Raw genomic sequence first — 24830 nt, 5'->3', positions numbered from 1 at the left:
GTCATGCCGGATGGTGCATGTCCCTCATCCGCTAACGCATGAGAGTTCCAAACGTTCAAGACCTCTACGTGACAGCAATATTCACGCCGCTCACCGATGCTTCCAGGGGACATCGGAGATACCGACCGGAACACGGCCGAGCGATGCACGTTGAGGACGCGCGGGTGATCCATGGATACGCGTAGTGCATCCCGACATGACGACTTTCCTGGGTGTTGAGGCCTGCGACTTGACCACCGCACCGCCGGCGGCCGGCGCGATCCTGTTCGGCGCGTCGGATGCCACCCCATACCTTGCGGGTCAGACCAGCCATGCCGCAAAAGCGCCGGACGTCATCCGCCGCGCGCTGCGTCACTACGAGAGCGATCTCACCCGTTGGGATTTCGACCAGGACGCCGAGTTGCTCGACCCGGGCAAAACGAGGGTCTTGGACGGCGGAAACGTGCCGACCGACCCAATGACGCCGGAGAGCAACCGTGATGCGATCAGAGCAGCCGCGCAAGCCGTCCTTTCGGTTGGCGCCGTTCCGATCCTGCTGGGCGGTGATGACTCCGTCCCCATCCCTTTCTTCGAGGCATTCCAGGGCAGCAAGGGACTGACGATCGTGCAGATCGACGCCCATCTTGATTGGCGGGATCAGCGAAACGGATCGGGCTATACCTTCTCCAGCACGATGCGGCGCGCCAGCGAACTACCCTGGGTCAAGCGCATCGTGCAGGTCGGCTTGCGCGGCGTCGGCGGCTCCGGTCGTGCCGAATTCGATGATGCAAAGGCCTGGGGCGCGAAGATCTTTACGGCGAGGCATGTCCAGCATCACGGGATCGCAAGCGTGCTCGACGCGATCGAGGATGACGGCGAGTGCCTGATGACCATCGATTGCGACGGTCTCGATCCATCGGTCATCCCGGGCGTGCTCGTCCCACAGCCCGGCGGCCTGTCCTATTTCGACGTGGTCGACCTCATACGGGGTGTCGCGGCAAAGTCCAGAATAGTCGGCCTGGATGTCGTCGAATTCGTTCCCGAGCGCGATGTGCAGAATCTTGGAGCGATTGCGGTCGCGCGGATCATCTGCAATGCGCTGGGTTGTGTTCGGCGGCGGAAGGTATAGCTGCTACGGCATATGAATCGTGGCGGCGACCGGTGCGCACGCCTCGTCCTTCGAGACGGCGCTTACGCGCCTCCTCAGGATGAGGCTCATCAGCGTCGGTGCCTGCTAGAACTGCAGCCACGCACTCCGTCCTCATCCTGAGGAGCCCGCCAAAGCGGGCGTCTCGAAGGATGGCCGCGAAGGCTCTCAAATGCTCCTGGCGCAACAACATAAATCTAGGTCCACCATCCGTCACCGGGATAGGCAACACTATCCGCGGAAGAGATTTCCATCCCCACGCCCCTTCGAAGACGGCTGGCGTAGAACGCGAGAGGCGCTCCCTCATTGTGTCGGCACCAGCGCACCGCGCCGATGAAGAGCGTGTGGTCAGCGATATCGATCGATTGGACCACATCGCAGGCGAACTGCGCGATTGCCTGCGGGAGCACGAAAAATCCTTGGCGCGGGACGAGCGGCGGTGCGTCGCGCAACAAAGGCCTTCCGGCAAAGTGCGCGCACAGCGCAGCGTCTTCCGCATGCAGGACATTGACTGAATAGATGCCGGACCTGGCCACAGCCTGCCACGTCCGCCCGTGCATGAGAGAGACAAGCACAGTCGGCGGATTCGCTGAAATGGTCGTGAAGCTGTTGGCGGTCATGCCGAGCGGCGCGCCATCCTGGTCGACGGTTGCGACGACCGTAATGCCCGTCGCGAACCGCGATGCGGCTGCCCGAAAACCGGCCGGTTCGGCATGATGGCCCATTACGCGCCTTCGATCTTGAAATGGCAGAGCGTCGCCCCCTTGGGCGAATAGTTCGGCACGTCGGCTGCGACCTTCCGGCCGATGCTTGAGCCGAGCGCCGCCTCCATCGCAGCAGCGTCGGGGAAGAACGCCTGGAAGATGCAGAAAGGCGCCTCCCCCGGTCCGAGGCGTTGGGGGAAGGCGTAATGGTGACGCACCAGACCGGGGAGTGTCGCTGCCAAGGGTACGTGCTTGTCGACGTAGTAGCCCCTGAAGGCCGCTGGATCGTCGGGCGTCGGGTAAAGAACGGTCAGGCAGTGCATTGGCGTTCCTCTCAGACATGGTTCAGCCAACCGCCCGGGAGCAGGACTGCTTCCGTGTGGCGGTTCGCCGTCAGGCGGCGATCCTGCCGCGGCTTTCGATCCAGGCGTGGATGCGCTTGTCGCTCGCCAGACGATCCCACTGGCGCTCCGGATAATTGAAGTTCTCGGTGAACTCGTCGCAAAGCTCCCGGTCCTGCGACATGGCGAAAATCAGCCGGCCCATGGCCTCCGACGGCGGCTGCAGCATCATGTTGGTCCAGCGGGCAGCGGCAAGCACGCGGTTCTCGCGTGCGCGGTCGACGTCCTCGACGAAGCGCGCATCGAATGCCACCGCCTCGACGATCGCCTTGCCGAGTTCGAAGGCCGCATATGAGGCCATGTTGGCGCCCTGGCCCATCAAGGGATCGACGACGGAGTGAACGTCGCCCAAGGCAACCGCAAGCTTGTCGCCGTCGAAAGCGACCCAGGACTGCCGCACCGTTGGCACCACCGCGCCTTGCAGCAGGTCGAGAGGTTGGGCCAGCCCGAAGCGGTGCGTGTCGATCCGGTCGTAGGTGTGCGGATGATGCTTTTCCAGCTTGTCCAGAAGGGTCTGGCGGAATGCTGCCGGGTTGGCATCGTAACTGAGCGAGACCAGGTCGGCCATGTCGCCGCCGGGAATGTTTTCCATCAACAGCGCCGTTTTCATGCCGCCGAAGGTCAGCGTGGGAATGACGATCATCTCGCCATGGCCGGGCGAGACGGACAGGGTGACGCCGCGCGGATCGTCGCCCTCCGGGCTGCCGTGATCGACGCCGTCGTACAGGCCGACGCAAAGCAGGCGCTGTGGCCGACTGTACGGAGAGAGTTCGGGCCGGTGAGCGAACATGCGCCCGAGGGCGCCTTTGCCGGTGGAGACGACGAGAAGGTCGAAGCGCGAGACCAGTGCGGGAATGTCGTCATCCTGAATGCTGGCATATTCGATGCGACCGCCGCGATCCTCGAAGTCCTTCATCAGTGCCGGCAGGTAGATCCGATAATCCACCGCGCGGCTCGGCCGCCGAAATGCACCGCGGAACAGGAGCCCGCCGTCCGGGAAATTGAAGTAATGATCGTGATGGTGATAGACCAGTTGGGGATCGTCCCAGTGGTTCACTCCGAGCTCGTCCTCGCGCGCGATGGTGACGCTGTGATGCGCGACGGTATTCATCAGCCGTGTCGCCGCATACTGCTCCGGGGCGCGGTCCGTCAGCACGGTTGCCGCGATGCCCTGCTTCTGCAGGTAGAGTGCCAGATGCAGGCCGCCGATGCCGGCCCCGAGAATGCCGATCGATTTGCTCATTCGCCTTCCTCCCCTGAACGCAGGAAAGCTAGACCGGACCAGCCATGCCGTATATGGAATGGTGAGAATATTATAAATTCCGGCGAGGAATGAATGGACCGGATAGAGGCGCTGCAGACCTTCATCCGAGTCATGGAGGCAGGCAGTTTCACCCAGGCCGCCGAGGATCTCGGTCTGGGGCAGCCGGCGATCAGCAAGCGGATCGCGCTGCTGGAAGCCGAGTTTCGCTGCCGGCTGTTCGTGCGCACCACGCGCAAGCTGCGGCCGACCCCGGAAGCCGACCGCGTGTTGAAGTACGCCAAGGACATCGTCGCGCTGCTGGAGAGCGCCGGCGCTCCGACGCAGAGCCGGATCGCCAATCCGTCAGGGACGTTGCGGATGACGGTGCCGACGTCGTTCGGCCGCTTCTTCTTCCGTGAGATCTTCGCCGAATACACCCGCCGCTATCCCGATGTCCGGCTGGACGTCAGCTTTACGGAACAGTTCGTCGACCTCATCGAAACCGGGACCGAGCTCGCGATACGGATTGGCAGCCTCAATTCGAGTTCGTTGGTGGCGCGGCGGGTGGGCACCATCAAACGCCGGCTGGTGGCGGCGCCCGCGCTGCTCGCGCGTCATCAGGTGCCATCGCTGCCGGATCATCTGCGCCGCATGCCCTGCGTCACCTACTCACGCCTGTCGCAGAAAAATCAGTGGACGTTCGAATCCGAAACCGGCCGTTACGTCGTGGACATCGCGCCGGCGATGACCTGCGACGATGCGGACGTGATGACGTTGGCTGCATTGGAGGGGATCGGCGTCGCCGTGCTGCCGAACTGGTGTACCGTCGAGCACATCGCGGCCGGCCGTCTCGTCCATGTGCTGCCCGACTTCGTCGTGCCGCCGCTGCCCATGCATGTCGTCTACCCCGACCCGCAATGGATGTCACACCGGGCGCGACTGTTCCGCGATCTGATCATCGAACGTGCGGACGTCTTTGCACTCGGGTGATCGCTTTCGGCACCCACAGAAACTGGCTCATTCGATTTGCCCAGCGGTCGGGCGCTTCCGGTTTACCCCGGTTTCCGGACAACTCGTCGCTACGCCCTAACGGAAGCGATGGGCCATGAACGGACTCATGCACCGCAGCAAACCAACAGCTCTATTCGATCACTTCATCGGCGCGGGCAAGCATCGACGGCAGCAAAGCTAGGCCGAGGGCCTTGGCGGTCCTCAAGTTTACGACGAAGTCGAACTTGGCCGGCTGCTCCACCGGAAGATTAGCGGGTTTTGCTCCACGCAAAATCCTGTCGACGTATTCGGCAGCGCGGCGATACAAATCCGTAAAATTCGGCCCATAAGACATGAGGCCACCCGCTTCGACGTGCTCTCTGGCGTTGTAGATTGTTGGCAGTCGCGCTCCCATTGCTAAAGTCTGGATCTGATCGCGGTGGGTATTCACAAGCGGATCGGCAACTATATACAATGCCCCTGCACCACCTTTTAGCGCCTCGAAGGCAGACGGGATGTCCTCTGCTTGACGAATTGTGAGGATGTCGGTCTCAAGACCAAGCCTCGCCGCCGCCGCTTGCACCTCACTAAGCTCCAGTGCAGACAAGGAATTGCCAATGTTCCCAATAGCTGCCAAACGCCGAAGACTTGGAATGGCCTCGCGCAAAAGTTCTAGGCGCTTGCCGGCAAGATCGGTTGCTACCGTCGAGAGGCCCGTGACGTTGCCGCCAGGTTTCGCCAAACTCGCAACCAGTTTGTTTGCAACTGGGTCTCCCGCCACCGCGAACACGATCGGAATAACCGAGGTTGCCTGCATCGCCGCGATAACGTTTGCGGTCCCCGAGGTTACAATGACATCGACTCTAAGCCGAACGAAATCCGTCGCAAATTTAGCGAAGCGTTCACTGTTTCCTTCGCCCCACGCATACTCAATCACGACGGTTCGCCCCTCGATCCATCCGAGTTCACTCAGTCGCTTCAAGAATGCAGCAAGCCGTTGGCGCTCGACCGAAGGGGTGCTCTGACCCAAGAACCCGATGGTTGGCAATCGAGGGGATTGCTGCGCGCGGCCCGTTACCGGCCGCACGGCCACCAGACCAGCAAGAGCACCAAGCAAATCCCGGCGCCTCATACCTACCTCAACCGCGGACGACGGCATCATATGACTGAGGCCAGCGTTTTGGTAGGGATGAAACCGGCTTCGCCGCGGTCCGATGTCCGAGTTGGGTCAAAGTGCGAAGAACTCAAACGTGAGCAAATCTGGTCCGCTATGCCTCGGTGAGCGGACCTCCTGGCGAGGTGCCACCACTTCGCCGATGGGCCAACAGCGGACTCATGCGCTGCAGCAATTGCGACCCTATTCGATCACCTCATCAGCGCGGGCAAGCAGCCCCGGCGGCACGGAGAGGCCGATCGCTTTCGCGGTCCTTAGGTTGATCATCAGTTCGAACTTTGTGGGCTGCTCCACCGGGAGTTCGGCGGGGCGTGCGCCTTTGAGAATGCGGTCCACATAGACCGCAGCACGCCCGATGAAATCGGACATGTTCACCCCATAGCTCATCAGGGTGCCGGCCTCAGTGAACTCCCGGAGGAAGGTTATGACCGGCAATCGCGCCGCTATCGCAAGTTCGGCGAGTTTGGCGCGATGGGGCGTGAAAGGAGATGTCATAATTGCAAGGCCATCCATGCGGGCCCGCGCCATCTCGGCAAACGCATGATCAAACTCTTCAGGACCTCGCGCTTCGAACAATTGAAGGCGAATGTTCAACGAGTGCGCGGCGATCTGAAGCTCCTCCATCTGTAATGCAAGACCCACGTCGGCCGGGTTGCCAAGGACCGCAACTGCGGTGATGTGAGGGGCGGCCTGCTTCAGAATTTCCAGAAGTTTGCCGATAATTTCCATGCCTACCGAGGCGGTCGTCCCGGTGACGTTTCCACCGGGCTCGTTAAGGCTGGAAATGAGTCCCAGCTTCACGGGATCGCTCGGGAAAGTCATGACGATCGGAATACGGCCGGTCGCGTTTTTTGCCGCCAAGACCGCTGAGGTGGCCGGTGCAACGATCAGGTCTACGTTGAGCGCCACCAGCTCCCTTGCAAGCTCGGGCAACCAGTCGATGTTTCCCTCAGCCCATCGATATTCAATGATGAAGTTCTCGCCTTCAACCCAACCCAGTTCGCGCAGCCTCCGCAAGAACGCCTGGAGCGGACGCTGGACTGATTCCCGGGTGGGGGCGCTTAAATAGCCGATGCGAAAGACCTTCTTCTGTTGCGCAAGGCCGGTCGCCGGCAAGGCCACCGCGGCTCCCAACACCAGGATGAACTCCCGCCGCCTCATTGAGCCCCCGCTAGGAACCACATCATTGGCGCCTGCAGCCTACCACTTTGTGGCAAGACGGCGAGCAAGAATGGGCAAACAACCGGCTCTAGATCCTGCTAGCGAATGTCCGCATTGTTCACAAGCGGGTATCGCCGCGCTCCCCGACCTTGGTCGGGTTTCGGCCGAACAGCCGACATTCCGATTTTGAGATAGAAGTCAGCTAGCGGCCAACAGCGGAAGTGCTGGTGGAATGACCCGCCGTCAGCGCGACCCCTCAATGTCGGCTTCAGTCTCGATACTACTTCCACACGCGACGCAAAGAAAGACGTGACGCATTGTCGGACCATCTTTCACCAATTGGGAGCGGGACCACTTCATGATAGTCCCGCACCCAGAGCACATTGGAGGTCTCATTCCGCTGGAATAGGCATCCGAACTTGCGATATCTTCTAGACCTTGTGCGACCGAGCTATAGCTCTTGGCGATATGTTGTAATGTTTCGCGCCTAGACTCATTGCCGACTTGATCGGCCATCTGTAAAGCTTCGGCGGCCTTGTCCCGAAAGCGCTTGGCGTTTTCCAAACCAGTACGCGCCTTCTGACGGAGTTTGCCGGGCGAGGTCAACCACTCGCTCATATGCGAACCGGTTTCGGCCTGGCGGGCCTTCCGCGGAAGTTGCTCGCGCTCGGGGCCGCGCGGCAGAGACTTCGCCTCGTCGCGCAGCCGATTGGCTTCCTGACGAAGCCGTTCTTCGAGAGAATGGCTCTGCTTGAAGCGACGGCGCTCTATCATGGCGCTGCTCCATTGGTAAGTTAAGCGGAGCGCAACTGGCGTTCACACACACCGATAGAGGTCTCGGACCACTCAGTGATGGAACAAAGTGGAGCTAGGAAGAAGACAACGCCAACGGTTTTATTTCGTTCCGTACACGGAACTATCCAGGAACTACTCAAAAGCAGCCGAATTGGCCAATACCCACATTCGCTTTAGGAACGGCCAATCCGGCGGCTCATTGAAGATTGGGGGACGTCAGTGCCGCGACACGCTGGCGCAAGCACGTTAGTGCCGCAAGGCTACAGCCATGCACGACATGCAAACCCACCTAGAAAAACTCCTCACCGAAGCGGAGGAGTGCGCGCTTATCAGCAGACGCCACGCAGCCGACCAGTCGAAGAAGGAGTTGTTTGCTGATCTCTCCTCGAACCTATTGGGGCTCGCCACCAAGTTGGAACGCGCGATCCAAGAGCGTCAGGACTGGTCTAACAGGTAGGTGCATCGGCGAGCCTTGCCTGCGTCTCGCACCTGGCGCTCAGAGAGTAGGTCTAATCGCGACAGGCGATCGGTAGTCAATGATCAGGTTCTTCCCTTCAATCCGGCCATGATCGCGCAAGCTTCCCTGCCACACGTTTGAACAGCGGCAACTACATGGTCGCACCATCAAGATAGCCAATCCGGCGAGCGGCCCCTCTGCCCACCAACGCGGGGCGAGACAAGCAGTGCCGCACTAGTTGCCGGAGTTCCTAACTGGCTGCTCTGCTACGTCTCGCAGGGTGCGGACCTGCTCCGCCCGGCGCGCGAGCTCCTCATAGGTCTTAGCGACGTTACGCAAGCTTTTCCTTGTCTCAGGATGCTCGCAGTTGTCCGCCTTCGCCCGAAACTCCTCCGCTCGCATCTCCCAGTAGTGAGGCGAGTGCATACGCTCGATACCCATGACGCCAAATTTCCTGAATTGGTCGTTCATGCTGATTAATGTACGTTCAGTCCAAGTGTTCCGCTCCTACCCAGGGAACGGTTAGGTCGCTTCCTCAGCCTAGTGAGCAAAAGCGATAAGGATCACGCCGGAGAGCCGGCCTGGGTCAGCTTCGGGTCTTGGCTGTGTGCAAACGGATGGTCGGCACGCGGCCGTGGGTCGCCAATCACTGCAGGCGGCTGAGGTTCTCGCGTCGGATCGCCCAATGACGGCCAAAGCGGGTATCGCGAGGCGGTATTGCGCTTTTGGACGTACTTTCCGGGCTTCAGGCGGCGCGGATGGCTGCAATCAGGCGCGGTTTGCCGACGATGTTCATCACCCGTGTGAGGTTATAGGCGAGAACGTGCAGCGCCATTTCGGCGGCGACGTTCCGTAGGCGCTTCATCAGGAAGTGGGTCGCCCCCATACGGGCCTTGATCGTGCCGAAGGGATGCTCGACCGTCTCGCGCCGCCTCCGCATGGCGTCGGGGTCGGAATCGAGCCGTCTCTGGACCTCCTCGACCACATGCTCATGCTCCCAGCGTGTGATGCGGCGCTCCTTGGACGGCGTACATTGGCTCTTGATTGCGCAGCCTTGGCACGCTGCTGTCGACCAGTAACGGCGCAGCGTCATTCCATGCTCGATGTTGGTATAGCGATAGGGCAGCACCTGGCCGGACGGGCAACGGTAGACGTCCTCGTCAGGTAGATAGGCGAAGTCCTGTTTGCCGAACCGACCCTCCGCCTTGGCGTTCGACGTCATGGGCTTGGGCAGCGTGACTGCAACGCCAGCCTCTTTGCAGGCCAATATCTCCTCTCCGTCGAAGTAGCCACGGTCGGCGACCGCCTCCAGTTTGTCCACTTCGAGCACTTCTTTGGCTTGCTTCGACATCCGAGCAAGCTGCCCACGGTCGTTGCCGACGTTGATGACCTCATGCGTAACAATCAGGTGGTGTTCGGTGTCCACCGCGACCTGGACATTGTAGCCGACGACACCTGATCCGCGTCCACTGGTGGCCATCGAACGGGCATCCGGATCGGTGAGCGATATCTGTTGATCCGGCGTGTTGCGCATCTGCGCATCGAGCACTTCCAGGCGGCCCATCTCCTGCTTCAGCCGAGCGATCTTTTCCTTAATCCTCGTCGTCTTGATGCTGATCGCTTCCGATGGCTCCTGCCGATCGGCGCTATCGAGTTGACGCAGATATCGACCGACGCTTTCCTCGATCTGCGCCATCCGCCTCGCCATCTTGGCATGCGTGAAGTTGCGGTCGCGGTTGTTCACCGCCTTGAACTTGCTGCCGTCGATTGCGACGCTTGAGGTCTGCAACAGGCCCATTTGCCGGCATAGTGCAATGAACTTCGCACAAACCTTCCGAAGCGCCGCACCATTGTCCTTCCGGAAATCGGCGATCGTCTTGTGATCGGGAGCCAGGCGGCCGATCAGCCACATCACCTCGATATTGCGGCACGCCTCACGTTCCAGGCGGCGACTGGATTGCACCCGATTGAGATAACCGTAGATGTAAAGCTTCAGAAGCACTGCCGGATGATAGGAAGGCCGGCCCGTCTCCTTGGCGATCACACGCTCAAACCCCAGTCCATGCAGGTCGAGCGCTTCGACGAACGCATCGATCACATGGACCGTGTTGTCCTCACTTACCCAATCCTCCAGGCATTCCGGCAAGAGCGTCAGCTGGGATCTGTCCGCGCCTTCAACGAAGCGTCCCATCCGTATCCTCCATCAGAAAACGGAGGAATCGTAACCGACTCGTGGCTTTTCACACAGCCAGGGTCACAAGCGGCGGTCGGGCAAGCTCTAGCCCGCGTCCGCTCTGGCTCCCTTAGCCGACATAGCAAATGCCTCAGCCCGGTTCGGCTAAGGGCTAGGAGCGGACATGGCAATTCACTGAGGCTTTACGGGCGTTGCTAGCCGACCTAAGACAGCCTGAGCTTCGTCAAAAATCTCCTGCACGATCTCCGCTGCAGGCTGTGTCTTATGGACGAGCGCAACGCTCTGCCCGGCCCAGAGCGACAGTGCATCGATGTCACCCTCGGCATCGGCTGCTGGTGTATAGGATCGATAACGGACGATTGGGCCACGAGATTTCGAGGTGGCGACGACCTCGCCCTCACCCGGCCGCTTTCCCGAAACTGGACGCCCGGCGGCTTCCCAAGCCGCGACAGTGCTGTTGCGCAATACACGGTGAGGAGCCTTTGGCCATCCGATGTCAAATAGCTCTTCGAGATAAACGGTATCGTCTTCTGTTGCTCGAAATATTCGCTCGCGATAATGCGGATGAATTTCCACTTCAGTGCTCGCGAGGAAACGGGTCCCGATCCAGACCCCCGAAGCGCCGAGCGCCAAGGCAGCGGCAAGTCCACGACCATCCGCAATGCCTCCCGCCGCTATGACTGGGACACGGCCAACAGCATCGACCACTGCGGGTATAAGTGCCATCGTCGCGACCTTCCCACGCACATGGCCACCTGCCTCCCATCCTTGTGCAACGACGATGTCAACCCCGCATTCTACTGCTCGGCGCGCGTCTTCGGCGGTGCCAACCGTATGAAGTACGACAGCGCCGCCCGCCTTCGCACGGGCCACAAGCGCCGAGGGTTCGCGCCAGAAGAAGGAGATAATCGGCACGCGCTCCTGCAGGCAAGCGTCGAGGCGCTCTTCTTGCGCGAACTCTAGGTTTAAATTGACGGCGAATGGCTTGCTTGTAAGGGCTTGAGTTTCGCGAATTTGCCGACGCAACGTTTCTATGTCCGCTCCCCATAAAGCCAAGGTGCCCAGCCCACCGGCATTGCTCACTGCTGCAGCAAGAGCGGGACCGACCGCTCCGCCCATTGGGGCTTGAATGATAGGAAGTTCGATCCCAAGACGCGTGCACGCTGCCGTCATCACGAGTGTGGTCCTCCAGTTTCAGAGCACAGCAAATCAAAGCATGAAGGGCCGCCCGCCGACTAGGGCTGGCTTCCGCTTCAGGTCACAAAGCGCCCTCCCCAGGGCAGGACGGCGCGTCCGCTGCATCTGCGAGAACAGACAGCGGATTTGTCAGCACATGCCAGAGCGGCGCACCCACAGTGCACTCTAAAGCGCCGACAGGCCGGGCGGCGGCTTGCGCTTGGCGGAGGCCTGTTCAAAGGCGTAGGCCAAGCGCAGCAGCTTGTGCTCGCTCCAGGCGCGGCCTGCGAAGGTGACGCCGAACGGATAGTCGGGCGTATCCTTGCCGTCATCTGTCCCCGAAACGAACCCGCCCGGCACCATGACGCTGGGATAACCCGCCTTGGCGGCGATTGCGGCTCCGTATGCGCCGGGGAACAGGACGGCGTCGAGCTCGTGTCGGCTCATATAGGCATCCATGCCGCGCGTCTTGGCCGAGAGCAGGTCCATGGCGCGTGCGGATTTGTACTCGCGCTCGCTGAGATCGCCCCTGGTCATCTCCGCGGCGAGAAAGTGGTCCTGGCCGAAACGCAGCGCCCTGTCCGCATTCGCCTCGTTGAAGGCGACGATGTCGGTCATGGTCTTGATGTCGGTGTTGGTCGCCCACTCCTTCAGATACAGATTGAGGTCGTGCTTCATTTCATAGAGGAAGACGACCGGCGGTCGGGCGATCGTGCCTTTGTGGGCGCTCAGCGGATTGCGGTTGAGCACGGCCATGGTCGTGCCCGGCCCGCCGATCCAGCCGGGCGTCGGCATGCTGGCACGCACGATGACGGCGCCGAGATCCTCCAGCACCTGGGTCGCTTCGGCCATCAGCTTGACCCTGTTGGGCAGCAGCTTGCCGTAAAAGCAATCATTCAACGGGTCGGCAGGGTCGCTCGGCACGCCGATGCGCGCACGTTTCATGGCGTCGGCGGCAAGGCCGTCGGTGAAATCGTCCGGCCGCCGCTGCTTTTGCGTTGCCGGGTCGAGCGGATCCTTGGCCGCCAGCACGTTCAGCAGCAGCGCCGCGTCGCGCACGGTCCGCGTCATCGGCCCGGCGGTGTCCTGGCTGTGCGCGATCGGCACGATGCCGGCACGGCTGATCAGGCCGACCGTCGGCTTCACGGTGACGAGGCCGTTCTGGCTGGCGGGAAACAGCAGCGAGCCCGAGGTCTCCGTGCCGATCGAGGCCGCGCACAAACCTGCCGCCACTGCAACCGCCGAACCCGCGCTCGAGCCGCCCGAGGACACGACGGGGATGCCGTGATCGTCGGCCAGCGCCGGCGCATAGGGGTTCTTCACCTGACCGCCCAGCGACGAATAGCCGGCGGGCATGTCGACCGCGATCATGTTGGAAAATTCGGTCAGGTTCGCCTTGCCGAGGATCACCGCACCGGCCTCGCGCAGCAGCTTGACGAGCGTCGCATCGTCCCGCGCATGCGCGCCTTCCAGCGCCAGCGAGCCCGCCGTGGTCGGCTGCTCGCCACCGGTCGCGATGTTGTCCTTCACCAGGATCGGGATGCCGGCCAGCGGCCGCTTGGGCGACTTGACGCCGTCGAGCCTGGCCGCGATCGCGAGCGCGTCGGGATTGAGCGTGCGTACCGCGTTGAGCCTGGGCCCGTCGCGGTCGTAGGCTTGGATGCGCGCGAGATAGGCTTTGAGCAGCGCCGTGGCAGTGACATGCCCATTGGCCAAAGCATGAGCGATATCGCTCATCGACGCATGATCGAGCCTTGCATGATCAAGCTTTGGGGAGATCGGCGCCTCGGCGCGGACGGCCGCCGCGGCAATGCCGTCATCGCGGCGGGATGGCTTCTTCACGGCTGTCTCGCCTTGCGGCGCGTCCCTGACCACGAGACCGCGACGATGCCATCATGCCAGTGTTTTGCCCGACGGGTCAACTTTCAGGCGCACCGCCTCGATCGCACAGGCGCGACGTGCAAACCATTGAAATGACTAACCCCGGCTACTGTGCACGGGGTTGTTTTTCAGGTTTTGGTTTGGAGCTGTGTCCTCTCCCACGCGTGGAGAGGACACGGAAACGGACGCCGCCTACTCCCAATACCACGTGGAGAAGTCGTTCTCGAATTGCGGCACGTCCTTCCAGACGCCCTTCAGCTTCTTGGCTGTGATGGTGATGAGCTGCGGCTGGTACAGGTAGGCGGAGACCGCGTCGGCGGCGAGCATGCGCTGGGCGTCGCCGAGCAGCTTTGCACGGGCGGCTTCGTCCGGCGTCGAGACGATCTGCTTGTAGAGCGCGTTGAAGGCCTCGTTGTTGTAACCGAGGTAGTAGTCCGACTCGGTGATCTTGACGAGGTCGAACGGCTCGACATGGCTGACGATGGTCAGATCGAAATTGTGCGGACCATTGCCGGCGAACACCTGCGACAGCCATTGCGCCCATTCGACGTTCTCGATCTTGGCGACGATGCCGACCTTGGCGAGCTGGGCCGCGGCGATCTCCCCGCCCTGCCGCGCATAGGACGGCGGTGGCAGCTTGAGCGACAATTCGAGGGGCGTGGTGACGCCGGCTTCAGCGAGCAGCTTCTTGGCCTTCTCGGGATCGTAGGGGTTGATGCCGGTGGTGTCGACATAGCCGAGCGCGCCTGGCACGTAGAAGCTCCCGATCGGCGTGCCGAAGCCGTCGACGGCGCCGTCGATCATGGCCTTGCGGTCGATCGCGGCAAGGATGGCGCGGCGGACGCGGACGTCGTCGAGCGGCTTCTTGCGGTGGTTGATCGCGACGATGGTCTTGGCCCGGGAGCCGCCGACCTGGACGTTGAAGCGCGGATCGGCCTTGAACTGTGCCAAGGCGCGCGCCGCGGCGACGCGCGGGAATGCATCGACGTCGCCCGACAGCAGCGCCGCCACCTGCGCCGCCGGATCGGAGATGAAGCGGATCGTCACCTTGGACAGCTTGATCGCGGAGGCGTTGCGGTAGTCGGTCCATTTGTTCAGCGTGATCGAAGAGCCCTTGGCCCAGCCGCCAAGCTGGTACGGTCCGGTGCCGACCGGCTGCGTGACATTGGTACCCGCGCTCTTCGGCTCGACGATCGAGCCGCCCGCCTGCCCGAGCAGGAACGGCAGGTTCGGCTCGGAATATTTCACGGTGATCACGACGGTGTCGGCGTCGGGCGTCTCGACCTTCTCGAAGGCCTGGTACAGGCTCTTGTCCTTGTTGGTGCTGGTCGGCGCCGCGTTGCGCTCGAACGAAAACTTCACCGCCGCGGAATCGAACGCTTCGCCATTGTGGAATTTGACGCCCTTGCGCAGCTTGAACGTATAGGTCTTCAGATCGGGCGAAGCGGTCCAGCTCTCGGCCAGCAGCGGCGAGACCGAGCCGTCCTCGTTGATCTTGGTCAGGGTCTCGTAGATGTTGTAGAGCGTGACCTCGGCGATCGCGGCCGCGGCGGCGTTGGTGGGGTCGAGCCCCGGCGGCTCCAGCGCCATCGCCATGACGACGCTGTCCTTCTTGCTCTGCGCCAGCACCGGCAAAGGCGCCGCGACGAGCGCAGCGGCAAAGGCGACGATCGATAGTTTCCTGAACATGCGCAAACTCCCCGGCCAATCCTGTTTCCAGCTTAACGCCAATCCTGCCCCGGACACTAACCTTCCATGGCCGCCTGCGGCAACGCCATCACGGCCTCGGCCTTGTGGCAGGCGGCAAGGTGTCCCTCGCCCACCTTGCGTAACGCAGGCGGAACCTCGCGGCAATGCTGGTCGGCAAGGGCGCAGCGCGCGGCATAGGGGCATCCGGCCGTCGCGGCCGATTGCGAGGCGATCGCCTGGGCCCCGCGCCGGCGCCGGCCACCCCCGGCACGCGCCCGCGGCACCGCATCCAGCAGCGCCCGCGTATAGGGATGGGCACCGCGCTCGAACAGATCCTCTGGCCGGCCCTGCTCGACGATGCGGCCGAGATACATCACCGCGACCTCGTCGCAGAGATAGTCGACGACGGCGAGGTCGTGGCTGATCAGGATGTAGCTCAGGCCGAACTGCTCCTGGAGGTCCTGCATCAGGTTCAGCACCTGGGCCTGCACGGAGACGTCGAGCGCGGAGACCGGCTCGTCGGCGACGATCAGCTTCGGCTGGGTGATCAGCGCACGCGCAATGGCGATGCGCTGGCGCTGGCCGCCGGAGAATTCGTGCGGATATTTTTCCATGTCCGCATCGCGCAAGCCGACCTGGCGCAACACCGCTGCGACGCGGTCGCGGAACGTGGTGCGGACGGCACCTTCCAGCACGGTCAGCGGCTCGGCGACGATCCGTGCGATGGTCTGGCGCGGATCGAGCGAGCCATAGGGGTCCTGGAACACCATCTGGAAATCGCGCCGGGCGCGGCGCAGCTCGTCGGCCGGCAGGCGATTGAGATCACGCCCGAGCAGCGCGACCTGCCCTGAAGTAGGCCGCTCCAGCGCCATCACGACGCGCGCGAAGGTGGATTTGCCGGAGCCGGACTCGCCAACGATGCCGAGGCTCTTGCCGGCCTGGACCTGCACGCTGACACCGTTGAGCGCGCGCACCTGCCCCGGCGGTCGGAACAGGCTCTCGCGCGGCAGCGTGTAGCGCTGTTCGAGATCCCGGACGTCGAGAAGCGGCGCGGTGCTCATGCGGTCAGCGCTCCGACGCGTTCGGCCATCGACACGTCCGTTCGGATGCAGCGCGCAAAATGGCCGGGTCCGACACCCACCATCGGCGGCAGCGCGGCGCGGCACTGGTCGATCACGAGCGGACAGCGATCGGAGAAGGTGCAGCCGGACGGCAGATCGGCGAGTTCCGGCACCGTGCCCGAGATCGTCTTCAGCCGCGTCCCCTTGCGCGCGCCGAGCTTGGGCCGGGCACGGAACAGGCCCTGCGTGTAGGGATGGCCCATGCGACGGAAGACTTCGTTGGTCGGCCCGCTCTCGACGACGGTGCCGCCATACATCACCATCATGCGCTGGACGTTCTCGGCGATGACGCCGAGATCGTGCGAGATCAGGATCATCGACATGCCGCGCTCCTCGACGAGGTCGTCGATGAGATCCAGGATCTGACCCTGGATGGTGACGTCGAGCGCGGTGGTCGGCTCGTCCGCGATCAACAGGTCCGGCTCGCAGGCAAGCGCCATCGCGATGGTGATGCGCTGACGCTGGCCGCCGGAGAACTGGTGCGGATAGGCATCGACACGACGTGCGGGGTCAGGCAGCCCGACGCGGTCGAGCAAGGCGATCGCCTCTTTGCGCGCCTGCGCCGCCGAATATTTCTTATGACGCCGCAGCGGCTCGGCGACCTGGTTGCCGATCGTGTGCATCGGGTTGAGCGCAGTCATCGGCTCCTGGAAGATCATGCTGGTGCGGTTGCCGCGCAGGCGGCAGTAATCGGCATCCGCAAGTCCGACGAGCTCGTCGCCGTCCAGCTTGATGCTGCCGGTGACGACGGCACTGTCCGGCAGCAGCCCCATCAACGACAACGCCGTGACCGACTTGCCGCAGCCGGACTCGCCGACGAGCCCAAGCGTCTCGCCGCGCTTCAGCGCAAAGCTGACACCGCGCACGGCCTGCGCCGGCCCACGGCTGGTGTTGAGGCGAACGCCGAGATTGTCGACTTCGATCAGCGGCATGTTGGCGCGCTCGGCCATCGTCATCGCTCCCGCGCCAGCCGGGGATCGAGCAGGTCGCGCAGTCCGTCGCCGAGCAGGTTGAGGCCGAGCACGGAGATTGCGATCGCGGCGCCCGGATAGACCGCGAGCATCGGCGACTGGAACAGCAGCGTCTGTGCATCGTTCAACATCCGCCCCCAGGACGGCTGTGGCGGCTGCGTGCCGAGGCCGAGATAGGACAAAGCGGCCTCGGCGAGAATGGCGAGCGCGAACTGGATGGTAACCTGCACGATCAGGATCGACAGAATATTCGGCAGCACATGCTCGATGGTGATGCGGAAGCGCCCCTTGCCCGCCGCGCGTGCCGCAAGCACGAATTCGCGCGCCCAGATCGCATTGGCCGAGCCGCGCGTCAGCCGAGTCAACGTCGGGATCTGAAAGATGCCGATCGCGACGATCGAGGTCACCATGCCCGGCCCCACCACGGCGGCGAGCATGATCGCGGACAGCACAGCCGGAAAGGCGAAGGTGAAATCGGAGAAGCGCATGATGATCTCCTCCGTCCAGCCGCGCCGGGCCGAGGCGATCAGGCCCAGCGTGACGCCGAAGGTGAGACCGATGCTGACGGCGATGACACCGACCATGATGGTGGATCGGGCGCCGGCAAGCAGCAGCGAGACGATGTCGCGGCCGAAGGAATCGGTGCCGAGCCAATGCGCCGCCGAGGGCGGGCGGAGCTTTGCGGCGATATCGATCTCATAGGGCGACCACGGCGTCCATACCAGCGACACCAATGCCGAAGCCAGCACCAGAAGGCTGAGCGCGCCACCGAGGACGAAGCTGCGGTGGCGCAGCGCGCGGCGCCAGAACGTGCGCGCCGGCAGCGGACGCGTTGCGACGGGCGCGTCGATGGTGATGGGCGCGCTCACAGGTCGTGCACCTTGATGCGGGGATCGATGAAGGCATAGAGCACATCGACCACGAAGTTGACGATCACGACCATCGCGGCGAGCAGCATCACGCAATTGCGCACCACGATCAGGTCGCGGTTGGCGATCGACTGGAAGATCAGGCGGCCGAGGCCCGGCAGGTAGAACACGTTCTCGATCACGATGGTGCCGGCGAGCAGATTGGCGAATTGCAGCCCCATCACGGTCATCACGGGGATCATGGCATTGCGCAGCACGTGGCTCCACAGCACCTCGCGCTTGCCGAGGCCCTTTGCGCGCGCGGTGCGGACGAAGTCTTCGCGCAGCACTTCGAGCACGGCCGAGCGCGTGACGCGCGCGAGGATCGCGGCCTGCACCACCGCGAGCGAGATCGCCGGCAGCAGCAGCGACTTGATCCCCGGCCAGATGCCGTCCTCCCAGCCGGCGAAGCCGCCTGCCGAGAGCCATTGCAGCCGCACCGAGAACAACAGCACCAGGAGAATCGCGAACCAGAAGTTCGGCAGCGCGATGCCAACTTGCGTCAGCGACATCACGCCGACGTCGCCGAGCTTGTTGTGATTGGCGGCGGTGTAGATGCCGGCGGAGAGCGCCAGCGTCACCGTGATCGTCATCGCCATGATCGCGAGCGGAATGGTCAGCACCAGCCGCTCCGCGATCAGGCTGGCGACCGGGGTGCCGTAGACGTAGGAATTGCCGAGATCGCCGACGAGGAGGCCCTTGATCCATTGTACGTAGCGAACGGCCAGCGGCTGGTCGAGCCCGAGCTTGACGGTGAGCGCGCGGACCGCGTCCGGCGAAGCGTCGGCGCCCATCAGCATTTGCGCCGCGTTGCCGGGCAGCGCGTCGAGCACCAGGAAGATGATCAGCGACGCGCCGACCAGCGTCGCCAGCAGGGTCAACAGACGTCGGAGGACAAAGACGCTCATGCGCGCTCGGCTTCAGGGCTCACCAACGCCACGATCAACATGTCCGGACGCCTTAAGCAAGCTCTTTGCTGCACGCCCATCTCCTCAAGCCGGCCAGCGGGACAGAAGATCGCTTGACGCCTCGAACAGTGCGCTCACGCGCAGCAATTCCGCATCGGCCCGGAAGCGGCCGACCAGCTGAAGCCCGATCGGCAGCCCGTCGCGGGCAAAGCCCGAGGGAAGGCTGATCGCGGGATGGCCGGTCATGTTGAACGGCATGGTCCAGGGGAACCAATGCGGCCGGACGCTGTCGTAGTGCCTGCCATCGATCTCGATGCTGCCGAACAGGTCCTGCTTGATCGGCAACGCGGTGCGCGACAGGGTCGGCATCGCCAGGAGGTGACCGCGCGCAAGCAGCGATTGCACGCGGCGGAACAACGCGGTGCGCGCGAACATCGCCTCCTGATAATCGACGCCGCTGACTTCGCTGGCGAGCGCGAGCTGCTTGAGAAAAGCCTCGCTCAGCTCGCCCCCATGCTCGGCCGCAAGCTTGGTAAAGCGCGTGCGCCAGACGGTGTGGTTGATGGCGCGCCAGATCGGCTCGATGTCGAAGCCCTCGCCGGAGAATTCCTCGAGTTCGGCCCCCAATCCGGCCAGCCGGTCGAGGCTCGCCTTGAAACTGGCGGCGACCTCGGCGGAGACCGGACGGCCCGGCGGCGTCAGGCAGTACAGAATCCTTATCCCGCGCAAATCGCCGCGCGGTGCGGCGATGCCGATGAAGTCAGGCACGGGCACGCCGATCGACCAGGGATCGATAGGATCTTCGCCCGCCATCGCCTGCATCATCAACGCGGTGTCGGCGACGGTACGGGTGGTCGGCGTGACATAGGTCTGGTTGCCGAAGACGTCGAGGGCCTGGCTGTGCGGGATCACGCCGTTGCTCTGCTTCAGGCCCACCACGCCGTTGCAGGCCGCCGGAATGCGCGTCGAGCCGCCGCCGTCGGTCGCAATCGCCAGCGGAGCGATGCCGCTGGCGACAGCGACCGCCGCGCCACCGCTGGAGCCGCCGGAGGAACGGCAGGCGTCCCACGCATTGCGGGTCCGACCGAACAAAGGTGAATCGGTGAGGCACTTGCTGCCGAACTCAGGCGTCGTGGTCTTGCCGATCAGGATCGCGCCTGCGCTGCGCAACCGTGCGACGGCGACGGCATCCTCGGTCGGCACATTGTTCTTGTAGGGAACAGCGCCAAAGGTGGTCTTGACGCCCTTGGTGTTGACGATGTCCTTGACGGTGACGGGGATGCCGTGCAGCAGGCCGAGCGGTTCGCCCGCCATCACCTTGCGCTCGGCGTCGCGCGCCGCTGCGATCGCCTCGTCACCGCACAGAGTGATGAAGCAATTCAATTCGGGCTGGCGCGCCTCGGCGCGGGCAAGTACGGCGCGGGTGAGCTCGACCGGCGATATCCGCCTTGCCGCAATGAGACCGCGCAGCTCGGTTGCGGACAACAGACAGGGATCGCCGTTCATCGTCACATCACGCTCCGAAGCGGGCCGCCATTGGCCCGAAGACATTGACAGCGAGAATGACAGTTTTGTTAACTCGCCGTCCAATACGATTTTTGTGGCCAACCCATACGCTCTCGGTATGCCAATGGATCTTCGCCGGCTCCGCTATTTCGTCGCCGTCGCCGAGGCGCGCAGCATCGGCAAGGCCGCCGAGCGGCTCCGGATGGCGCAGCCGCCGCTCTCGGTCCAGATCCGCAAGCTCGAGGCCGAGATCGGCGCGCCGCTGTTCCGCCGCGGCACCCGAGGCATGGATCTGACCGAGGCGGGCCAGGCGTTGCTGGCGCGCGCCAGCGAAGCGCTGGCGCTGGCGGCCGACGGCGCCGAAGCCGCGCGCGCGGTTGCTTCGGGACGGCGCGGCCGGTTGTCGGTGGGCTACATGTTCGTGCTGGCGAATGCGATGCTGCCGCGGCTCATCCCCGAACTGCGCCGCGCGGTTCCCGGCGTCGACCTCAGCTTCGCCGAACTCAGCGCCTCGACGCGCGAGGCCCGCGTGCTCGACCGCAGCGTCACGGTCGCGCTGTGCATGCCCGCAATCAATCATCCCGAGATCCAGGTGGCAAAGATCGGGGCACAGCCTTTCATGCTCGCCATGCCGATCCGCTCGCCCCTCGCCCGCTTGAGCTCCGTGCCGATGGCCCGGCTGCAGGGCTGTCCGCTGATCGCACTGCCGCATCCGGACCATGGACCCGCCTCCTCGGCGGTCGTCCCCTTGTTGCGTCGGCACCAAGTGGTGATGCCGATCGCCAGCCGGGTGGAGACGGTGCATTCGGCGATGAGCCTGGTCCTGGCCGGTGAAGGTCTCGCCATCCTGCCGGCCTGCGCACAGCTCGGCGCGCCACGCGGAGTCGTGTTCAGACCCCTGCGTGACGTCGACGACTCCCTCGACGTTGCAGTCTGTTGGCGGCGGGACTCGCAAAGTCCGCTGATCGGAACCTTCCTGAAATGTGCCGAGAAGGCCGTCGCGCGGATGTGACGCGGACTACCAGCTCCAATGGATCTCGTGACTCCAGGGCGGATCGGCACCCGGACGCGTGCAGGTCAGGCCGGCACAATTGGCCGCAAAGGACAGCGCACGGCGGAGCTCGTCCGCGCCGATGTCCTTCAATCGCGGCCGGGCGATGCGGCCCTGCTTGTACAGGGCGAACAGCAGCGCCGCCTGAAAGCTGTCGCCAGCGCCAATCGTGTCGGCCACCTCGACCTTGGGCGCAGCGACTTCAATCTGGCCTGCTCGCGCATGCCAGGCGATGGCGCCGTTGTTGCCGCGGGTGATGACGACAAGGCTCGTGCCCTGCGCCAGCAATGTGTTCGCGCGCTGCTGACAAGGCTCCTCGCCGAACAGATAGGCGAAATCGACGTCCGACATCTTGATGAGATCGGCGCTTCCGGCGAACTCGGCCATGCTAGCGAGATACGCGGGCTTGTCCTTGACGAGGTTCGGTCGGCAGTTCGGATCGAAGGAGATCGTGGTCGACGCCCGCGCGTCTGCAATCAGCGCCTTGGTCTCGGCCGCACCCAGGTCGTTGACCAGCGTGGTCGAGCCGATATGGACGGCCTCGATCGTATCGAACGGAACTGTGCCGCGGCGGTACGTCCAGCTCCGCGTCGCGGTCTCGGCGTCGTAGAAGGCGTAGTGCGACTCGCCTGCGACAATACGGACAAAGGCGAGCGTGGTCTGGTGGTCGCTGCGGGTGGCGAGATCGAGCGCGACGTTCGATGCGGTGGCATGGTCGGCGATCATGCGCCCGAACAGGTCGGTCGAGATGCCGCCGACAAAGCCGGTCGGCGCACCCAGCCGCGCCATGCCGATCGCGACATTCAGGCAGGAGCCGCCGACCGCGGGCATCACGGCCTCGCGTCCGTCGACGTTTCGCGTCGGCACGAAATCGATCAGCGCATCGCCGCAGGCAATCAGCATGTCTTTCAACCTCTCGCGACACTGCTCATCGCCGCGCGGCTGCCGCGATCGACTTCGCGCAGCAGCTTGTAGACCTCGCGCTTGCGGGTGTGAAATGCGGCCATGTCGGGCGCGGTCGGCTCGCTCTTGCGTCCCAGCGCCGACATTTTTGCCATGGTCTCGCCGATCGAGGCATAGGCGCCGCCGGCGACCGCCCCGAGCATCGCGGCGCCCAGCAGGACCGGCTCTTTCGTTTGCGGCAACGCAACCGTGAGGCCGGTGGTATCCGCCATGATTTGGCGAACCAGCGGGCTGCGGCTGGCGCCGCCGCCCATGATCATGAGACTGGAGCGCACGCCATGCGCTGCAAAGGCCTCGATCACCTCGGCGAGACCATAGGCGAGACCGCAGAGGCCGGCGACGAACAGCCGCTCCATTGAGGCGATGTCGGTGTCGAGATCGAGGCCCGCGATCACCGCGCGCGTGTCAGGGTCGGCATAAGGCGAGCGATTGCCGATGAATTCCGGGAGCACGTGGACGTCGCGCGCCAGCAGCGCGGCGCGGCTGGCATCGCCGGCGCGCGCGATGATGCGGCGCTCGAGGAAATCGATGAGATCGAGGCCCTCGCTGCGCGCCGCCGCGCTCGCCTCGCCATGGCCGGGATGCGACTTGAGGAGATGATCGATCGCAGCGCCCGCGGCGGACTGCCCGCCTTCGTTGAGCCAGAACTCCGGCACCATGCCGGAATAATAGGGGCCCCACACGCCCGGCACGAAGCACGGCTCCTTCGTCGTCGCCATGATGCAGGCCGACGTTCCCATGATGTAGGCGAGACGGTCGCTGACATCGCTCGCGCCCCCCGATCCGTCGCGGCCGCCGATCGCGCCGATGCCGCCGGCATGGGCGTCAATCAGGGAGGCGCCGACCGGGATGCCCGGAGCGAGGCCGAGCTCGACTGCTGCTGCCGGCGTGAGCCCGGCGCCGAGGCGCGTACCGGGCGCAACGATCTCGGTGCCGATGCGCGCGTATTGTTCGGTGACGAAGTCGGACAGGCCGATGCGCTTGAAGAACGGCGCGCTCCAGCCGCCGCCGTCATGGGCGAGATAGTTCCACTTGCAGGTGACGGTGCAGGTCGAGCGCTGCAGCGCCCCGGTCGCGCGCCAGGTCAGATAGTCGGCCAGATCGAAGAAGTGACCGGCGGCATTGAAACTCGCGCGCAGATGCCGCTTCAGCCAGAGCAGCTTCGGCATCTCCATCTCCGGCGAGATCGAGCCGCCGACATAGCGCAGCACGGCGTCCTCGGTCTCGTTGATCAGCCGCGCCTCGGCCGTGGCGCGGTGATCCATCCAGACGATGACGTTGCGCTGCGCCTCGCCGGACGCACTGACGGTGAGCGGCTCGCCTTGCGGATCGAGCACCACGAGGGAACAGGTGGCGTCGAAACCGATGCCGCCAATGCTGTCGGGGACGACGGCAGCTTCCGCCATCGCCGCCCGCACCGATTTGACACAGGCCTTCCAGATGTCTTCCGACGACTGCTCGACGATATCGCCGGCCTCGTGCCAGATCCTGATCGGATGCCGGGCCGTCGCGAGCAGTGTGCCGGCCTCGTCAAACACCCCTGCCCGCGTGCTCGTGGTCCCCACGTCGACGCCGATATACGCTCGCGGCATTGTCGCTCCCGGTCGCTTTCCGTCCGTTTTGACGTAAGCCTACCAGCAAGTGTAGCCGCCATCCACCAGCACGATGCTGCCGGTCATCAGGCTCGCGGCCTCGGATGAGAGGAACAGGACGACGGAGGCGATCTCCTCGACCTGCCCCATCCGCGCCATCGGGGTTCCACCGATCCAGGCGTCGTACATCTTCGGATTGCTCTTCACGAAGGCGTTGAGCGGCGTCTCGATATAGGTCGGGGCCACCGCGTTGACGCGGATGCCGCGCGCGCCCCATTCGGCGGCCAGCGACTTGGTCAGATGGTGCACCGCGGCCTTGGAGGCGTTGTAGAAGCACTGCTCCTGCGGCTTGTTGACGATGAAGCCGCTCATCGAGCCGACATTGACGATGGCGCCGCTCTTCGCCTTGAGCATGTGCTTGCCGAATTCGCGGCAGCACCAGAAGGTGCCGTTGAGATTGACGTCGATGACGTTGAGCCAGTGCTCGTCGGTGACGGTCTCGGCAGGCGTCTCGCTGCGCGCGATGCCGGCATTGTTGACGAGGATGTCGACCTTGCCATGGCGGGCGACGAGATCATTTGCCACCTCCGCCACGCGTTTGGTGTCGGTGACGTCCATGATTGCGGTCTCGGTGTCATAGCCCTTCGCCTTCAGGCTGGCTTTGGCGCTGTCGGCGACCTTGCCGTCGCGGTCGCCGATGATGACCTTCGCACCGGCCTCCGCCAGCGCCTCCGCGCAGGCGAGGCCAATGCCCTGCCCGCCGCCGGTGATGAACGCGGTCTTGCCGCTCAGCCTGAACTTTTCCAGATACATGATCGT

General features: G+C 63.9%; 22 protein-coding genes. 4 read left to right on the top strand and 18 right to left on the bottom strand.

Annotation, left to right across the window (positions count from 1 at the left end):
• Positions 1 to 196 precede the first annotated feature (196 nt).
• Positions 197 to 1108 carry an arginase family protein gene (locus tag AB7M16_RS33220; RefSeq protein ID WP_453946534.1) on the top strand — a complete coding sequence of 304 codons (912 nt, stop codon included), beginning with the start codon at positions 197 to 199 and terminating at the stop codon, positions 1106 to 1108.
• Between the two features lie 215 nt (positions 1109 to 1323).
• On the opposite strand, the gene AB7M16_RS33215 is transcribed toward AB7M16_RS33220, so the two are convergent.
• The 3 genes from AB7M16_RS33215 to styA all read right to left on the bottom strand — a co-directional run bounded on the left by AB7M16_RS33215 (position 1324) and on the right by styA (position 3474).
• Complete coding sequence (locus tag AB7M16_RS33215; protein ID WP_453946533.1) at positions 1324 to 1851, bottom strand: flavin reductase family protein; 528 nt, start codon at positions 1849 to 1851, stop codon at positions 1324 to 1326.
• Positions 1851 to 2153: an EthD family reductase gene (locus AB7M16_RS33210; protein WP_453946532.1), complete on the bottom strand. Its 303-nt coding sequence runs from the start codon at positions 2151 to 2153 to the stop codon at positions 1851 to 1853. Before AB7M16_RS33210 ends, AB7M16_RS33215 begins: the two co-directional genes overlap by 1 nt.
• Positions 2154 to 2223: 70 nt before the next feature.
• Positions 2224 to 3474 carry a styrene monooxygenase subunit StyA gene (gene styA, locus AB7M16_RS33205; protein WP_453946531.1) on the bottom strand — a complete coding sequence of 417 codons (1251 nt, stop codon included), beginning with the start codon at positions 3472 to 3474 and terminating at the stop codon, positions 2224 to 2226.
• Between the two features lie 93 nt (positions 3475 to 3567).
• On the opposite strand from styA, the gene AB7M16_RS33200 reads away from it, so the two are divergent.
• Positions 3568 to 4464 carry a LysR family transcriptional regulator gene (locus tag AB7M16_RS33200; RefSeq protein ID WP_453946530.1) on the top strand — a complete coding sequence of 299 codons (897 nt, stop codon included), beginning with the start codon at positions 3568 to 3570 and terminating at the stop codon, positions 4462 to 4464.
• Positions 4465 to 4615: 151 nt separating this feature from the next.
• Here AB7M16_RS33200 and AB7M16_RS33195 read toward each other — a convergent pair whose 3' ends face one another.
• The 3 genes from AB7M16_RS33195 to AB7M16_RS33185 form a co-directional block, all read right to left on the bottom strand.
• The gene (locus AB7M16_RS33195) at positions 4616 to 5596 is read right to left on the bottom strand and encodes an ABC transporter substrate-binding protein (protein WP_453946529.1); all 981 of its coding nucleotides are present in this window, start codon (positions 5594 to 5596) and stop codon (positions 4616 to 4618) included.
• A gap of 225 nt (positions 5597 to 5821) precedes the next feature.
• Entirely contained in the window at positions 5822 to 6760 is a 939-nt protein-coding gene (locus AB7M16_RS33190) for an ABC transporter substrate-binding protein (protein WP_453946528.1), read from the bottom strand.
• Positions 6761 to 7042: 282 nt separating this feature from the next.
• Positions 7043 to 7573 carry a hypothetical protein gene (locus AB7M16_RS33185; protein WP_453946527.1) on the bottom strand — a complete coding sequence of 177 codons (531 nt, stop codon included), beginning with the start codon at positions 7571 to 7573 and terminating at the stop codon, positions 7043 to 7045.
• Positions 7574 to 7862: 289 nt separating this feature from the next.
• Between AB7M16_RS33185 and AB7M16_RS33180 the strand changes: the two genes are divergently transcribed.
• The gene (locus AB7M16_RS33180) at positions 7863 to 8051 is read left to right on the top strand and encodes a hypothetical protein (protein ID WP_172784347.1); all 189 of its coding nucleotides are present in this window, start codon (positions 7863 to 7865) and stop codon (positions 8049 to 8051) included.
• Positions 8052 to 8796: 745 nt separating this feature from the next.
• On the opposite strand, the gene AB7M16_RS33175 is transcribed toward AB7M16_RS33180, so the two are convergent.
• From AB7M16_RS33175 to AB7M16_RS33135, 9 genes are all read right to left on the bottom strand, one after another.
• Positions 8797 to 10242 (bottom strand): IS1182 family transposase, encoded by a 1446-nt coding sequence (locus AB7M16_RS33175; protein WP_453942833.1) that lies wholly within the window; start codon positions 10240 to 10242, stop codon positions 8797 to 8799.
• A 174-nt stretch (positions 10243 to 10416) separates the two neighbouring features.
• Entirely contained in the window at positions 10417 to 11418 is a 1002-nt protein-coding gene (locus AB7M16_RS33170; protein WP_453947292.1) for an NAD(P)H-dependent flavin oxidoreductase, read from the bottom strand.
• Between the two features lie 189 nt (positions 11419 to 11607).
• The gene (locus AB7M16_RS33165) at positions 11608 to 13263 is read right to left on the bottom strand and encodes an amidase family protein (protein WP_453946526.1); all 1656 of its coding nucleotides are present in this window, start codon (positions 13261 to 13263) and stop codon (positions 11608 to 11610) included.
• 231 nt (positions 13264 to 13494) lie between these two features.
• Entirely contained in the window at positions 13495 to 14991 is a 1497-nt protein-coding gene (locus AB7M16_RS33160) for an ABC transporter substrate-binding protein (protein ID WP_453946525.1), read from the bottom strand.
• 56 nt (positions 14992 to 15047) lie between these two features.
• Positions 15048 to 16052, bottom strand: coding sequence for an ABC transporter ATP-binding protein (locus AB7M16_RS33155; RefSeq protein ID WP_172784341.1), 1005 nt, complete (start codon positions 16050 to 16052; stop codon positions 15048 to 15050).
• Positions 16049 to 17062, bottom strand: coding sequence for an ABC transporter ATP-binding protein (locus AB7M16_RS33150; RefSeq protein ID WP_453946524.1), 1014 nt, complete (start codon positions 17060 to 17062; stop codon positions 16049 to 16051). Before AB7M16_RS33150 ends, AB7M16_RS33155 begins: the two co-directional genes overlap by 4 nt.
• A 2-nt stretch (positions 17063 to 17064) precedes the next feature.
• Entirely contained in the window at positions 17065 to 17952 is an 888-nt protein-coding gene (locus AB7M16_RS33145) for an ABC transporter permease subunit (protein WP_439400908.1), read from the bottom strand.
• The gene (locus AB7M16_RS33140; protein ID WP_172784338.1) at positions 17949 to 18899 is read right to left on the bottom strand and encodes an ABC transporter permease; all 951 of its coding nucleotides are present in this window, start codon (positions 18897 to 18899) and stop codon (positions 17949 to 17951) included. Before AB7M16_RS33140 ends, AB7M16_RS33145 begins: the two co-directional genes overlap by 4 nt.
• 84 nt (positions 18900 to 18983) lie before the next feature.
• Positions 18984 to 20405: an amidase gene (locus tag AB7M16_RS33135; RefSeq protein ID WP_453947291.1), complete on the bottom strand. Its 1422-nt coding sequence runs from the start codon at positions 20403 to 20405 to the stop codon at positions 18984 to 18986.
• Between the two features lie 124 nt (positions 20406 to 20529).
• Between AB7M16_RS33135 and AB7M16_RS33130 the strand changes: the two genes are divergently transcribed.
• Positions 20530 to 21417: a LysR family transcriptional regulator gene (locus tag AB7M16_RS33130; RefSeq protein ID WP_453946523.1), complete on the top strand. Its 888-nt coding sequence runs from the start codon at positions 20530 to 20532 to the stop codon at positions 21415 to 21417.
• Between the two features lie 6 nt (positions 21418 to 21423).
• Here the strand turns inward: AB7M16_RS33130 and AB7M16_RS33125 are convergent, their stop codons facing one another.
• Genes AB7M16_RS33125 through AB7M16_RS33115 form a run of 3 tightly spaced genes read right to left on the bottom strand, consistent with a single transcriptional unit; the run spans position 21424 to position 24824 of the window.
• Complete coding sequence (locus AB7M16_RS33125; RefSeq protein ID WP_453946522.1) at positions 21424 to 22359, bottom strand: carbohydrate kinase family protein; 936 nt, start codon at positions 22357 to 22359, stop codon at positions 21424 to 21426.
• Positions 22360 to 22364: 5 nt separating this feature from the next.
• Positions 22365 to 24011, bottom strand: a complete 1647-nt coding sequence (locus AB7M16_RS33120) for an FGGY-family carbohydrate kinase (RefSeq protein ID WP_453946521.1) — start codon at positions 24009 to 24011, stop codon at positions 22365 to 22367.
• Between the two features lie 39 nt (positions 24012 to 24050).
• On the bottom strand, positions 24051 to 24824 hold the full coding sequence (locus tag AB7M16_RS33115) for an SDR family NAD(P)-dependent oxidoreductase (protein ID WP_172784334.1): 774 nt from the start codon (positions 24822 to 24824) through the stop codon (positions 24051 to 24053).
• Positions 24825 to 24830: the final 6 nt, after the last annotated feature.

This window comes from Bradyrhizobium sp. USDA 372, from assembly GCF_053629095.1.
The sequence above is the reverse complement of the archived record's forward strand: the minus strand, read 5'-3'. Positions and strand labels throughout refer to the sequence as shown.

Bases quoted from the DNA above. Each gene is read 5' to 3' on its own strand.
- AB7M16_RS33220 (WP_453946534.1), top strand. From the start codon at position 197: ATGACGACTTTCCTGGGTGTTGAGGCCTGCGACTTGACCACCGCACCG.
- AB7M16_RS33215 (WP_453946533.1), bottom strand. From the start codon at position 1,851: ATGGGCCATCATGCCGAACCGGCCGGTTTTCGGGCAGCCGCATCGCGG.
- AB7M16_RS33210 (WP_453946532.1), bottom strand. From the start codon at position 2,153: ATGCACTGCCTGACCGTTCTTTACCCGACGCCCGACGATCCAGCGGCC.
- styA (WP_453946531.1), bottom strand. From the start codon at position 3,474: ATGAGCAAATCGATCGGCATTCTCGGGGCCGGCATCGGCGGCCTGCAT.
- AB7M16_RS33200 (WP_453946530.1), top strand. From the start codon at position 3,568: ATGGACCGGATAGAGGCGCTGCAGACCTTCATCCGAGTCATGGAGGCA.
- AB7M16_RS33195 (WP_453946529.1), bottom strand. From the start codon at position 5,596: ATGAGGCGCCGGGATTTGCTTGGTGCTCTTGCTGGTCTGGTGGCCGTG.
- AB7M16_RS33185 (WP_453946527.1), bottom strand. From the start codon at position 7,573: ATGATAGAGCGCCGTCGCTTCAAGCAGAGCCATTCTCTCGAAGAACGG.
- AB7M16_RS33180 (WP_172784347.1), top strand. From the start codon at position 7,863: ATGCACGACATGCAAACCCACCTAGAAAAACTCCTCACCGAAGCGGAG.
- AB7M16_RS33175 (WP_453942833.1), bottom strand. From the start codon at position 10,242: ATGGGACGCTTCGTTGAAGGCGCGGACAGATCCCAGCTGACGCTCTTG.
- AB7M16_RS33170 (WP_453947292.1), bottom strand. From the start codon at position 11,418: ATGACGGCAGCGTGCACGCGTCTTGGGATCGAACTTCCTATCATTCAA.
- AB7M16_RS33160 (WP_453946525.1), bottom strand. From the start codon at position 14,991: ATGTTCAGGAAACTATCGATCGTCGCCTTTGCCGCTGCGCTCGTCGCG.
- AB7M16_RS33155 (WP_172784341.1), bottom strand. From the start codon at position 16,052: ATGAGCACCGCGCCGCTTCTCGACGTCCGGGATCTCGAACAGCGCTAC.
- AB7M16_RS33150 (WP_453946524.1), bottom strand. From the start codon at position 17,062: ATGGCCGAGCGCGCCAACATGCCGCTGATCGAAGTCGACAATCTCGGC.
- AB7M16_RS33140 (WP_172784338.1), bottom strand. From the start codon at position 18,899: ATGAGCGTCTTTGTCCTCCGACGTCTGTTGACCCTGCTGGCGACGCTG.
- AB7M16_RS33135 (WP_453947291.1), bottom strand. From the start codon at position 20,405: ATGAACGGCGATCCCTGTCTGTTGTCCGCAACCGAGCTGCGCGGTCTC.
- AB7M16_RS33130 (WP_453946523.1), top strand. From the start codon at position 20,530: ATGGATCTTCGCCGGCTCCGCTATTTCGTCGCCGTCGCCGAGGCGCGC.
- AB7M16_RS33125 (WP_453946522.1), bottom strand. From the start codon at position 22,359: ATGCTGATTGCCTGCGGCGATGCGCTGATCGATTTCGTGCCGACGCGA.
- AB7M16_RS33120 (WP_453946521.1), bottom strand. From the start codon at position 24,011: ATGCCGCGAGCGTATATCGGCGTCGACGTGGGGACCACGAGCACGCGG.
- AB7M16_RS33115 (WP_172784334.1), bottom strand. From the start codon at position 24,824: ATGTATCTGGAAAAGTTCAGGCTGAGCGGCAAGACCGCGTTCATCACC.